Here is a 12937-nt window from a genome sequence, read left to right as displayed (position 1 = left end):
TCGCGCTGGCCTACCGTGGCACGCATGGGTGACGCGGTGGAGCTGGAGGTGGGCGGGCGGACCGTCCGGCTGTCCAGCCCGGACAAGGTCTTCTTCCCGGAGCGCGGGTTCACCAAGCTGGACCTCGCCCGGTACTACATCGCTGTCGCCCCGGGCATCCTGCGCGCCCTGCGCGACCGGCCCACCACCCTGGAGCGCTACCCCGACGGGGTGACCGGCGAGTCCTTCTTCCAGAAGCGGGCGCCGAAGAACATGCCGGACTGGATCCCGACCGCCCACATCACCTTCCCGAGCGGCCGCAGCGCGGACGAGATGTGCCCGACGGAGGAGGCCGCCGTGCTGTGGGCCGCCCAGTTCGGCACCCTCACCTTCCACCCCTGGCCGGTACGCCGCGACGACGTGGACCGCCCCGACGAACTCCGCATCGACCTCGACCCGCAGCCCGGCACCGACTACGACGACGCCGTCCGCGCCGCCGGCGAACTGCGCGCCGTCCTCGACGAGTTCGGGGGGCTGCGGGGCTGGCCCAAGACGTCCGGCGGGCGCGGCCTGCACGTCTTCGTGCCCATCGAGCCGCGCTGGACCTTCACCCAGGTGCGCCGGGCCGCGATCGCCGTCGGGCGGGAGATGGAACGCCGGATGCCCGACCACGTGACGATCAAGTGGTGGAAGGAGGAGCGGGGCGAACGCATCTTCGTCGACTACAACCAGACCGCCAGGGACCGCACGATCGCCTCCGCCTATTCGGTACGACCCCGCCCGCACGCCCCCGTCTCCGCGCCGCTGCGCTGGGACGAGGTGGGCGTGGCGCACCCCCAGGACTTCGATCTCGCGACCATGCCCGCGCGCTTCGCCGAACTCGGCGACGTGCACGCGGACATGGACGCTCACGCGTTCTCGCTGGAGGCCCTGCTGGAACTGGCCCGCCGGGACGAGCACGACCACGGTCTCGGCGATCTGCCGTACCCGCCCGAGTATCCGAAGATGCCGGGAGAACCCAAGCGGGTACAGCCGAGCAGAGCCCGGAAGGACGGGCCTACAACTCCTTGATCCGCACGTCCCGGTAGGAGACGACGTCCGTCGTGCTGTGCACCTGGAGTCCGATGTATCCGGAGGCGAACCGCCGGCCGTCCGTGCCCGGGTCGTCCGAGCGGGGCGGGTAGAACTCCTGGCCGCCGGTGTTGTCGAACTCGTTGATGAGCACGCCGTTGCGGTAGACCGAGTAGTGCTGGTCGACCACCCGGATCTCGTAGTCGTTCCAGGTGCCCTTCTGGGTCACGCCCGCGCCGGCCAGGCCCACGCGGTCGAATCCGTAGATCGAGCCGGTCTTGTACATGTCGCCGTCGGGCCGGTCCAGGACCTGCACCTCGTGCCCGTACTTGATGGCGGCCCACTCGGGGCGCGGCTCCTCGGGGTGGTCGTGGACCCACGGGAAGCGCACGAAGACACCGGAGTTGGCGTTGCCGGTCCCCGGTGCGTCGTCGCGCCACTGGAGGCGGAGCGAGAAGTCACCGTACTTGCGCTCGGGGAACCACAGCATGCCGAGCCCGTCCTTGGCAGTCCCCGACGTGATGGACCCGTCGGCGTTCAGTCCGAACGAACCGCCGCCCACCTGCTGCCACTTGGCGAACGACTCGGCACTGCCGTCGAGAATCTTGCGGTACCCCTCCGTCTGGCCTGGCTTGCCGATCCCGGACTGGCGGGCGGCCTTCTGGATGGCGTTGTACTCGCGCTGGTCGACGACGCCTTCCTTGAGGAGCTTGTCCAGGACCGTCTTCACGTGCTTCAGGAACAGCGCGTGGGACGTCCACTCCTTCTCGTCCTCGATCAACTCGTTGATCCGGCACCGGTTGTCGGTCAGCCGGTTCGGCACACCCGAGTCGACGTCGCCGACGATCACCGTCAACCGCTCGTCGAACTCGGGGCAGTTGGGCGCGGGCACCTGGCTCGGCACCACCGTGAAGGTCACGGTGCGGGCCGCGGCGGTGTTGCCCGCCTTGTCGGTGGCCCGGTAGGCGAGGGTGTGGGTGCCCGCGCGGTCGACGACCACCGGGGCGGTGTAGACGAGATACGGTCCGGCGTCGATCGAGTACTCGATCCGGTCCACTCCGGAGCCGCCCTCGTCGGTCGCGCTCACGGTCACCTTGGCGTTGCCGAGGTAGGCCCCGTCCGAGTTCTTCGCGCCCTCGACGGTCACTCCGGTCACCGGCGGTGCGGTGTCGGGGGTGGGTGTCGCGACCACCGTGAACCGGACGCTCTGCTCGGCGGCGACGTTCCCCGCCTTGTCGGTGGCCCGGTAGCGCACGGTGTGGGTGCCGAGCTGGTGCACCATCACCGGGGCGGTGTAGGGCTGCCAGGCCCCGGTGCCGAGGGCGTACTCGATGCCGTTGACGCCGGAGCCGGTGTCGGAGGCCGACACGGTCACCGTGGCCATGTCGAGGTACGCCCCGTCGGCGTCCTGTTCACCGCTCACCGTCGCCGAGGTGTCCGGCGGCGTGGTGTCGTCGGAGGCCGGGGGCACCACCGTGAACTCGACGCTCTTCTCGGCGGAGACGTTCCCCGCCTTGTCGAGTGCCCGGTACCGGATCTTGTGGCTGCCGATCTGGTCCACGACGACCGGGGTGGTGTACGGCAGCCAGTCGCCGGTGTCGCCGACCGCGTACTGCACGCTGTCGACCCCGGACCCGCCCTCGTCGGTGGCGCTGATCGCGACGCTCGCCGAACCGACGTACTCGCCCTGCGCGTTCTGCGCCCCGGTGACCTGCGCCGACGTCTGGGGTGGCGTGGTGTCCGTACCGCCGCCCTCCGTCACCACGAGGATGCCCTGCATCTGGCCGTGGCCCGGGATCGTGCAGTGGTAGAAGTAGCGGCCCGGGGTGAGCGTGACCTCGGCGGTGTGCCGACCGCCCATGTCGTCGTTCGGGTTGGCGAGGATGTTGAGTTCGACGTCGCTGTTGAACTCGGGGTCGCTCGTCACGAAGGTCAGCGTGTGGGGCATGCCGGTGGTGTTGCCGGTCGCCGCGCTGTTCTCGAAGACGATCGTCGCCTGTCCGGCGACGGCGGTCGTCGGCGCCGACGCGTACTTGGTGATGTCGTCGCCGGCGGTCCAGGTGAGGGTCTGGGCGGCCGCCGTCGTCTCGGGCTGTGCCGTGCTCGGCGCGGTCTGGAGGCCGAGCAGCATCAGCACCGCCGCCAGCAGGACGGTGAGGAATCTTCGTTGCCGTGTCACTGCGCCGCCCCCCTGGCCAGCTGGTCGGCCGCGGGCGTCGGCCCGCCGCCGGTGTAAGTGACCCGCCACAGCGCCGACTTGGCGTCGGAGGTGAAGAAGCCGCGGCCGTAGTCGAGGACGTAGAGCGAGCCGTCGGGACCGAACTTCCAGTCCATGAGGTTCTTGATGCCGTCGTTGCCGATCGGGACGATCTTCTTCAACGACTCGGAGTGGACGGGCAGTCCGCCGTCGCCGTGGGTCTTCGGGTCGGTGATGACCGCGTTGCGCGGCTGGTCGGCGTCGTAGAAGTCGCCGACGAACCACTTGCCGTCCCAGTACGACGGCCACTTCACGTCACTCGCGCTCGCGGCGTCGTACCGGTAGACCGGACCGTTCATCGCGGCCTGGCCGCCGCCTTTCAGCCACGGCAGCAGATACGTGGACTCCTCCTGCTTGTACGACGGGATGCCGTTCGCGTCGCGCGGGAAGTCGGGGGCACCGCCCTGGGGCGAGTACCAGATGTTGTTGCCCGTGACCGGCGGCAGGTTGACGAGGCCGTCGTTGTTCGGCGACTCGTTCTTCGGGTGGTCGCAGTCGTACCAGCCGAGCGGCTTGTCCGGGTCGGGGAGGTTGCGGTCGCGGTAGGGCTGCTTGTTGCCCATGCAGTACGGCCAGCCCCGATTGCTCGCCTTGGTGATGACGGCGAACGTGTCGTACTTCGCCGGGCCCCAGGTCGTGGAGGGCGCCGAGGCGTCCGGTCCGACCCAGCCGGCGTAGAGGATGTCGGTCTTCTTGTCGACGAAGATACGGGCCGGGTTCCGGACGCCCATCACGTAGATCTCGCCGCGGGTCTTGCCGCCGCCCTCGTCGGTCTCCTGCCCGGTGAAGAGGTTCCCCGCCGGGAGGGTGTAGGTCCCGTCCGGCTCCGGGTGGATGCGCAGGATCTTGCCGTTGAGATTGTTGGTGTTGCCGGCAGTGCGGCGGGCGTCGGCGAAGGAGACGCCCTTGTAGTTCGGCTCCGGGTTGTTGCCCGAGTAACCGCCGCTGAAGCCGCTGGAGTTGTTGTCACCGGTCGCGATGTAGAGGTTGCCCCGGGAGTCCCAGGTCATCCCGCCGCCCGCGTGGCAGCAGCTGTGGATCTGTACCGGCCACTTGAGCAGCACCTTCTCGCTGCCCAGGTCCAGCTTGTTCGTGGCGGGGTCGAGCGTGAAGCGGGAGACCCGCCGCTCGGCCATCTGGGTCTCGCGGTTGATCTGCGAGTGCGGGGTGTAGTGCAGGTACACCCACCCGTTCTCCTCGAACCGCGGATCGAGCTCGATGCCGAGGAGCCCCTCCTCGACCTTCACCAGCTCGTCGCCGCCGCCCTTGTTGCCGAAGACCGTCAGGGCGCCCGCGAGGGTTACCTTCTTCGTCTTGGGGTCGTAGACGTGGATCTCGCCCTTGCCCTTGCCGATGTCGGGGTTGTTCCAGTCGGTGATCACCGGCTGGGAGGAGTCGGCGCCGCCCCGGCCGATGTAGAGCACCCGTCCGTCGGGCGCGGTGACCAGGCCGTGCGGCTCGCCGATCTGGTCGTTCTGCCCCGGCTGGTTGGGCTGCGTGAGGCGTTCGGCCTTGTAGTTGCCGGTGATGGTCGCCTTGCAGTCGGCCCGCACCAGCCGCGTCGTCCACAGCAGGGCGCCGCGCAGATGGGCACGGAAGTCGGTCTCGTCGTACGAGGAGACGGTGCCGCCCATGCCGGTGTAGAAGGAACGCCCGCCGTCGTAGTCGCGGCACCAACTGACCGGGTGGTCCCAGCCGTTCCTCCCGTCGCCGGGCTGATACGTCGACTCGCGCACGCGGGCCACGGTGTGCACGGAACCCGAAGGATTCTTGGCCCAGTTGAACCACTGATCCGGCCGTTTCCACTGCACGGGCAGATCCTTGGTCGCCGGATGCTGCCGGTCGCCCACCTCGACGACGGCGCGTTGCACGGCGGTCGGGCTGGAGGCGGCGGGCCGGGCGCCCACGAGCCCCGTGAACCAGTCCGAGTACGGCTCGGCGCGAGCGGCGTCATGGATGCCGACGAATCCGCCGCCCGCCTCCATGTAGGCCTCGAGCCCCGCCTCCTGCTCGGGATCGAGGATGTCGCCGCCCCCGGTCAGGAACACGATGGCGTTGTAGCGGCCGAGCTTCGTCTCGTTCGTGAACACCGAGGCGTCGTCCGTGGCCTCGGTCCTGAACCGCTGGTTCGTCGGGCCGGACAGCCCGATCTTCTCGATCGCCTCGATCCCGGCGTTCACGACCGGCGACTCCTCACCGGCCGCGGCGGACCCGTAGAAGAGCAGCACCCGTACATTCGCGCCGCCCGGCGGCGACTTCACGGACATCGTTGTCAGCGTCGGTTCCGGCGCCGGACGCGCGGTGGCGGCGGGGCCGGACAGCAGTCCGGCCGCGACGACCCCGGCGGTCACGCCCGCCACGCAGACCCGTCTTCTCGTGCTCAACCCTCGTAAGTGCATGGGCACCTCCTCGGCCACAGCAACAGCGCCAAGGAAGCTAGACCCCTTTGCGCAACTCGCCAATACCTATGACCGAGTTGGGGTCAACTTTGTCCTGAGTGTGGATAAACGGCGGAACGGCCGGTACCGTCTCACAGGTTCATCACAGGCACGTCTCTGCAAATTCCTTACCAGGCTGGGGAGTTCCGCATGGACAGACGCGGGTTCAATCGGAGGATGCTGCTGGGCGGCGCGGCGGTGGTGGGCGGCGGAACTGTCGCGACATCGTTGTCCATGGCGCCGGAGGCCGCGAGCGCCGACACGCCGGCGAAGACGGCCCCGGCGGGCGGCGAGGTCCGGCACCTCAAGCTCTACGCCGAGAAGCTCGCCGACGGACAGATGGGCTACGGCTTCGAGAAGGGCAAGGCGACGATCCCGGGCCCGCTCATCGAACTCAACGAGGGCGACACGCTGCACATCGAGTTCGAGAACACGATGGACGTGGCGGCGAGCCTCCACGTCCACGGTCTCGACTACGAAGTCTCCAGCGACGGTACGAAGTTGAACAAGAGCGACGTCGAGCCGGGCGGCACCCGCACCTACACCTGGCGCACCCACGCCCCCGGCCGCCGCAAGGACGGCACCTGGCGGGCGGGCAGCGCGGGCTACTGGCACTACCACGACCACGTGGTGGGTACCGAACACGGCACGGGCGGCATCCGCAAGGGCCTCTACGGGCCGGTGATCGTCCGCCGCAAGGGCGACGTCCTCCCGGACGCGACGCACACGATCGTCTTCAACGACATGCTCATCAACAACAAGCCGGCCCACTCCGGCCCGAACTTCGAGGCCACGGTGGGCGATCGGGTCGAGTTCGTGATGATCACGCACGGCGAGTACTACCACACCTTCCACCTGCACGGTCACCGCTGGGCGGACAACCGCACCGGCATGCTCACCGGCCCCGACGACCCGAGCCAGGTCATCGACAACAAGATCGTGGGCCCGGCGGACTCCTTCGGTTTCCAGGTGATCGCGGGGGAGGGCGTCGGCGCGGGGGCGTGGATGTACCACTGCCACGTCCAGAGCCATTCGGACATGGGGATGGTGGGGCTGTTCCTGGTGAAGAAGACGGACGGGACGATTCCGGGGTACGAGCCGCACGAGCACGACCACTGATCCACCGGTTGGCGGATCATGGACACGTGACCCTTCTTCTCACGCGCACTGACCTGGAAGCCGTACTGGACCCGGGGGCCTGTCTCGCCGCCCTGAGCGAGGGCTTCCGCACACCGGCGGCCGAGGTGCCGGTGGCCGGGCAGCGGGTACGGACGGAGCTCCCGTTCCCCGGCACGGCCACGGCCCTCATCCCCGGGCTGCTGCCGGGCATCGAGGCGTACACGGTGAAGGTGAACGCCAAGTTCCCGGGCGCGCGACCCGCGCTGCGCGGCGTGATCTGCCTCCACAGCGGACGGGACGGCGAGTTGCTGGCGCTGCTGGACTCGGCGACGGTGACCGCGTGGCGCACAGGGTTGGCGGCAGCCATCGGTACGCATGCGCTCGCGGGCCCGCACTTCGGTCCGGACTCCGTGGTGGGGGTGGTCGGGGCGGGCGCGCAGGCCGAGTCGACCCTCAGAGGTCTGGCGGTCCTGCGGCCGTTCGGCGAGGTGGTGGTCCACGACACGGACGGCGGACGGGCCGAGGCGTTCGCGGCGCGCCATGGCGGGCGGGTGGTGGGCTCGGCGCCGGAGGTGGCGGCGCTCGCCGACACCGTCCTGCTGGCCACGTGGTCACGCGAGCCGCTGCTGCACCTCGCGGAGACGCGGGCCGGACAGAGCCTCATCAGCCTCGGCGCGGACGAGCCGGGCAAGAGGGAGCTGGGTGCCGATCTGCTGGAGGACGCGGTGGTGATCGTCGACGATCACGAACTCGCGCGCACCATGGGAGCGTTGGCGGGCACCGGCCTTGCCGCCGACGCGACGCTCGGGGAGGTGCTGCGGGGCGAGCATCCGGGATGGGCCGGAGCCGACGACCGCACCGTCTACACCCCGGTGGGACTTCCTTGGCAGGACCTGGCGGTCGCGTGGGTGGCGTACGGGGAGGCGCGGCGCAGGGGAGTGGGGCGCGAGGTCGATCTGCTGGGGTGAGATCAGCTGGTGCCGCACACGGTCCACTCGGTGAACGGGCCGTACCCGCGGCGAGCGGATCTCGTACGCCCGGCCGTCCTCGACGCCGGCGACCGGCGCATCGTACGGGCCGGGCGAGCGACCACGCCTCCGCCCCCGAGAGCGCTCTCACCCCCCCGCCTCGACCAGGGCTATCCTGGGCCGCAACCACGAGGAGGGACCCGAAGTGAGCGAGACAGTGCCGCGTCCCACCCTGGAGGCCGTGGCCGCGCGGGCCGGGGTCTCGCGGGCCACCGTGTCCCGGGTGGTCAACGGCGGGGACGGGGTCCGGGAGCCGCTCGTGGAGCGGGTGCGGCGGGCCGTGGAGGAACTGGGGTACGTCCCGAACCAGGCCGCCCGCAGCCTGGTGACCCGACGCCACGACGCCATCGCCGTCGTCGTCGCCGAACCGGAGACCCGGGTCTTCGCCGACCCGTTCTTCGCGTTGCAGCTCCGGGGCATCAGCAAGGAGCTGACGGCCCACGACAACCAGCTCGTACTGCTGCTCACCGAGGGGCGGGACGACCATGCCCGGGTCGGCCGCTATCTCGCCGGCGGGCATGTCGACGGGGCGCTCGTCTTCTCCCTCCACCTCGACGACCCGCTGCCCGGTCTGATCCGCCGGGCGGGCATCCCGACCGTGTTCGGCGGGCGCCCCGGCTGGAGCGACGGGACGGGGGACGACCTCGTCTACGTCGACAGCGACAACCGGGGCGGCGCCCGCGAGGCCGTACGGCATCTCGTCGGCCTCGGCCGCAGCCGTATCGCGCACATCGCCGGCGCGCTCGACCAGACGTCGGCGGTGGACCGCTTGGAGGGGTTCCGGGACGTCATGGGGAATGCCGACCCCCGGCTCGTCGTCGAGGGCGACTTCACACCGGCCGGCGGGGAGCGCGCCATGCGCGAACTCCTCGACCGCTGCCCGGACGTCGACGCCGTGTTCGCCGCGAACGACCTCACCGCGTCCGGCGCCCTGCGCGTCCTGCGCGAGCACGGGCGACGCGTCCCCGACGACGTGGCCGTCATCGGCTTCGACGACATGCTGCCGATCGCGGAGCAGACCGACCCACCGCTCACGACGATCCGTCAGGACATCGAGGAGATGGGCCGGTTGATGGCCCGCCTGCTGCTGAAGGGCGCCGGGGACCCGGCGTCCGGGGTGGTGCTGCCGACGACCTTGGTGCGGCGGGCCTCCGCCTAGTGGAACTCGCGCCGGTGCCCGCGCCGCCGGGTCAGCCCTGCGTCGGCTCGCTCCTGATCACCGCGAACCGCGCCCCGTACGGATCCGCCAGCCGCGCCACCCGGCCGACCCCCGGGATGTCCGTGGCCGGCATCCGGACCCGGCCGCTCAGTTCCGCCGCCCTGGCCGCCACCGCGTCCACGTCCGTGACCTCGAAGTACGGCAGCCAGTAGGGGGTGCCCTCCGCCTCCATCGGGGCCTCGGCCAGGGGGATGATGCCGCCGAACATGGCGTCCTCGGACGTGCCGGCCGGGTTGATCGTCGTGTACGTGCCGCCCGGGAAGTCGACGCCGTACGTCTCCAGGCCGAGCACCGCGTGGTAGAACCACGCGGCCATCGGCTGGTCCGCCGTGTACAGCTCGATCCAGCACAGCGAGCCGGGCTCCTGGGTCACGTCGAGACCCTTGAGCCGACCGGGCTGCCAGACACCGAACGGGACACCGGCCTTGTCGGCGAGGATCGCCATACGCCCCTGGTCGCTCACGTCCAGGGGCTGCATCAGCACCTTGCCGTGCGCCTGCTCGGCCGCCTTCGCGGTGGCGTCCGCGTCCGGGACCTGGAAATACACCGTCCAGGAGGGCGGGCCGTCCGCCGCGGTGGTCTGCATACCGCCGGCCGCCGTCCTGCCGTCCAACCGGAAGAAGCCGTAGCCGCCGGACTCGGGTGGTCCGGGTTCGAAGCGCCAGCCGAAGAGCGCGCCGTAGAAGTCCGCGGCGCCGTCGATGTCGGGGGTGCCGAGATCGATCCAGTTCGGCGCGCCGGTGACATAACGGGTGGTGAGCATCCTTGCCCTCCTCCGAGGGGTCACGTGTGACTGCACTGCCGAGTCTTGCACCGCCCACTGACAATCGCCCCGCAACACCGCGCGCCGCCGTGCGTCACGGTGCCCGGCGGAGCAGTATCGGGGCGGCCGGAGGCCCTGAACGGCGGCGTTGATCCCGCGTTGATCGAACGTTTTTCGCCGCCCGGCACGATCCTGCACATGCTCATCGAAACGATCACGCCACCGGACCTGGAGTGGCAGGACGAGGCGCTGTGCGCGCAGACCGGCGGGGACTTCTTCTTCCCCGAGCCGGGCAGCTCCGTGCGGGAGGCGAAGCGGATCTGCGGTCTGTGCCCGATCCGCTCCGCCTGTCTGGAGTTCGCCCTCGACAACGACGAACGCTTCGGCGTCTGGGGCGGCCTGTCGGAGAAGGAACGGCTGGCGATCAGGCGTACGTCCCGCTGATCGAGGCGTGGCCCCTCTTCACCCCTACGTTCCGCTGACCGAATCTTCGCCCTTTATCACCCGTACGTCCGGTTGATCGAGGTGTGGGCCCCCGATCACGCGTACGTGACGCTGAAGCGCCGCGTCCCCGCCGGTACCCGCACGTCCTGGCCGGTCCAGCCGACCTCGTGCCCGTCCGCCTCCGCCGACCGCACCTCGCCGAACCGGCACGGATGGACGAACCGCACCCCCTCCGGCGCCTGCGTGATGTCCACGGTCACCTTCCGCTCCGCCGGATCGTGCGCGAGCCGGTAGCCGAAGGGCGCCCCGAAGAGCGTCGGCGCCGCGTCCACCGTGACCGGCTCACCCCCGGGCACCCAGTGCGGCCGTACCCCCGGAGCGATGTAGAGGTGCGGATCGCGGTCCTCGTCGGCCTCGAAGAAGAGGATGTCGCGGATCAGCAGCAGATACTCGGCCGCCGCCCAGCCGTGCGGCATGTCGCCCATGTACCAGCGTCCGTACGGTGTTTCGCGGAAGTCGGACGCGATCGGGAACGCGTGCTGCTCGTTCCACGCGCCCAGCGCCACCGCGCGCTCCGCCACGCTCGGGAAGCCCGCCGCGACCGTCCAGCCGAGCAGCGCGTCCATGCGCGCCGGGTCCCCGGCGAGCAGGTAGGCGTGCGCCAACTGCATGGTCAGGTACGGCCCGTACGCCTGCCAGGCGGCCTCGTGCCGGAATCCGCCGGTGACGAAGCGCGCGTACATGGTGTCGAGCGTCCAGCGGGCGGCGCGGTCGATGTCGTCACCGAGTTTGCTGCCCATGTGCAGGCGCAGCGGGTGGAAGTAGGCGGCGGCCCCGATCATCGTCGAGTCCAGGCGTCCCACGTCGCCCGGTCCCGTCGGGATGTACGTCTCCCAGGCGCCGCGCGCCCGCTGCTCGCCCAGCACCCAGCGGATCGAGTCCGCCGTGGCGCGCTTCATGTCGTCGAAAACGCCCCACAGTTCGCCGGCCTCCGGTGCCCCGATGCGTTCGGCGAGGCGGGCGGCCTCGTAGAGTCCGGCCAGCGCCCAGAAGTCGTCCCAGTAGTGCGGCTTGTCGCGCTCGCCGAGGTGTTCGGCGCTCCAGCCGCTGTGCAGCAGACCGTACGGATCGCGGTTGTCACGCAGCCAACGGGCCGCGTCCCGCACGTAGGGGACGTACAATTTCGCGCCGAAAGCGGCCTGTCGGCCGCTGGTACGGTCGAACCGGCCGATCGCCCACAGTGCTTGACCGTTGCTGTCCCACTCGCGGTCGTCCTTCTCGTGCGGGCCGCCGTAGAAGCCGTACTCGGCACAGGGCCCGATCCGGCCCGTCCCCAGGTTGAACTTCAGGGGGTAGTGCGTGCTCAACTGCCGTTCGGCCAGGGCGGAGTCACCCACCAGCGAACAGGCCGTCGCCTCCACGGAGGAGTCCCTGATCCAGAACGAGTCGTAGACCGTGGGGCCCGGGTGGATCTCGCCGTGGTCGGAGAGGACGAGCAGCTGTGTGCGTGCCTGCCGGAACAGGTCGGTGAGATGGGCCACCGGGCGCGGCAGGCCCGGCTGCACACCCTGCCCGAGGATCTTCGCCGTCCAGAAGTCCCGGTTGGCGGCCTCCAGTTCGACGGACGGCGTGCCGCGCAGCTCCACGAGGTCGGCCGCGCCGCTGAACAGGTCGACGGGCAGCCGTACGTCGATCTCGAAGACCTCGCTCTCCGCCACCCGGAACGGCCAGGCGAACACCGCGCTGCACAGCCCCGCGACCTGGTCCTGCGCCTCCAGGGCGCCGTTCAGCTTGCCGCCGACGACCAGGTCGTGGAACGGGCTGTGGGTGAGGTAGCTGTCCGGATCGAGCGAGAAGTCCGTGTTGCCGTAGACCCCGTACTGCTCGGGCGCGGTGTCGAAGACCGGGCCCCAGCCCGAGTTGGTCTCCACCCGCTGTTCGTCCGGCAGATGACGCAGATACGTCAGCCGCCGGTCGGTGATCTGGCGACCGTTGCGGTCGTGCCGCTGGAAGCCGCTCGGTCCGGCCGGCAGCACGGCCGCGCACAGCAGCCCCTCGCGCGGCCGGCCCGTGGGGCTGCCCACGGTCACCCGCGTGACCACCAGGTCCCGTTGGCTCGCGCCGACCGTCGTCGCGAAGGTGCGCTGCACGAACTCGACGTCGTCCGGCGTGCGGAACGTCGTCAGCACCACCGGCAGATGCGGTGCCTCCATCCGCTGCTCCACCCTTCCGCCGTGCGGGAGATGGGGCAGCCGCAGGGCGCCCGTCGCGGGGTCGTGCAGGAAGAAGCAGAGGCTGTACTTGTCGTAGACGGGCTCGATCTCGCCCGCCTGCCCGATCAGTGACTCCTGACGATGGTCCTTCACCCCGACCATGTGCCAGTACCGGTACAGGGCGTTGGAGGCGAAGGCCGCCTCCTTCGAGTCGTACGTGCCGGAGTCGAAGTCGTCGCTCCAGCGGCGGAAGGCCTGCTGCGCCCACCAGGGCACCGGATACGGGACCCGGTCCCGACCCGCCCAGCCGCGCCACATGACCTCGTAGAACATCCACTCATGGGTCTGGGCCATGGTGTGTCACCCCCTGCGGGCACCGTTGCACCGCGAGCGCGTCCCGTAAATC

General features: G+C 70.3%; 9 protein-coding genes. 5 read left to right on the top strand and 4 right to left on the bottom strand.

What is annotated here, in order from left to right:
* The first annotated feature begins 24 nt into the window (after positions 1 to 24).
* Entirely contained in the window at positions 25 to 1050 is a 1026-nt protein-coding gene (gene ligD / locus DI272_RS08120; RefSeq protein ID WP_109494685.1) for a non-homologous end-joining DNA ligase, read from the top strand.
* Here ligD and DI272_RS08115 read toward each other — a convergent pair.
* The gene (locus DI272_RS08115; protein ID WP_109500736.1) at positions 1037 to 3181 is read right to left on the bottom strand and encodes an OmpL47-type beta-barrel domain-containing protein; all 2145 of its coding nucleotides are present in this window, start codon (positions 3179 to 3181) and stop codon (positions 1037 to 1039) included. The genes ligD and DI272_RS08115 overlap by 14 nt on opposite strands.
* Positions 3182 to 3225: 44 nt before the next feature.
* Positions 3226 to 5706 carry a ThuA domain-containing protein gene (locus tag DI272_RS08110; RefSeq protein ID WP_181387120.1) on the bottom strand — a complete coding sequence of 827 codons (2481 nt, stop codon included), beginning with the start codon at positions 5704 to 5706 and terminating at the stop codon, positions 3226 to 3228.
* Positions 5707 to 5895: 189 nt separating this feature from the next.
* Between DI272_RS08110 and DI272_RS08105 the strand changes: the two genes are divergently transcribed.
* The 3 genes from DI272_RS08105 to DI272_RS08095 all read left to right on the top strand — a co-directional run bounded on the left by DI272_RS08105 (position 5896) and on the right by DI272_RS08095 (position 9051).
* Positions 5896 to 6864 carry a multicopper oxidase domain-containing protein gene (locus DI272_RS08105; RefSeq protein ID WP_109494683.1) on the top strand — a complete coding sequence of 323 codons (969 nt, stop codon included), beginning with the start codon at positions 5896 to 5898 and terminating at the stop codon, positions 6862 to 6864.
* A 26-nt stretch (positions 6865 to 6890) separates the two neighbouring features.
* Positions 6891 to 7832, top strand: a complete 942-nt coding sequence (locus DI272_RS08100) for an ornithine cyclodeaminase family protein (RefSeq protein WP_109494682.1) — start codon at positions 6891 to 6893, stop codon at positions 7830 to 7832.
* Between the two features lie 205 nt (positions 7833 to 8037).
* On the top strand, positions 8038 to 9051 hold the full coding sequence (locus tag DI272_RS08095) for a LacI family DNA-binding transcriptional regulator (protein WP_109494681.1): 1014 nt from the start codon (positions 8038 to 8040) through the stop codon (positions 9049 to 9051).
* Positions 9052 to 9082: 31 nt separating this feature from the next.
* Here the strand turns inward: DI272_RS08095 and DI272_RS08090 are convergent, their stop codons facing one another.
* Positions 9083 to 9874: a VOC family protein gene (locus DI272_RS08090; protein WP_109494680.1), complete on the bottom strand. Its 792-nt coding sequence runs from the start codon at positions 9872 to 9874 to the stop codon at positions 9083 to 9085.
* 198 nt (positions 9875 to 10072) lie between these two features.
* On the opposite strand from DI272_RS08090, the gene DI272_RS08085 reads away from it, so the two are divergent.
* A complete protein-coding gene (locus DI272_RS08085) occupies positions 10073 to 10318 on the top strand; it encodes a WhiB family transcriptional regulator (RefSeq protein ID WP_181387119.1) in 246 nt (81 codons plus the stop codon).
* 95 nt (positions 10319 to 10413) lie between these two features.
* On the opposite strand, the gene DI272_RS08080 is transcribed toward DI272_RS08085, so the two are convergent.
* Positions 10414 to 12885 carry a hypothetical protein gene (locus DI272_RS08080; RefSeq protein WP_109494678.1) on the bottom strand — a complete coding sequence of 824 codons (2472 nt, stop codon included), beginning with the start codon at positions 12883 to 12885 and terminating at the stop codon, positions 10414 to 10416.
* Between the last annotated feature and the right edge of the window lie 52 nt (positions 12886 to 12937).

This window comes from Streptomyces sp. Act143, from assembly GCF_003143935.1.
Taxonomy (GTDB): domain Bacteria; phylum Actinomycetota; class Actinomycetes; order Streptomycetales; family Streptomycetaceae; genus Streptomyces.
The sequence above is the reverse complement of the archived record's forward strand: the minus strand, read 5'-3'. Positions and strand labels throughout refer to the sequence as shown.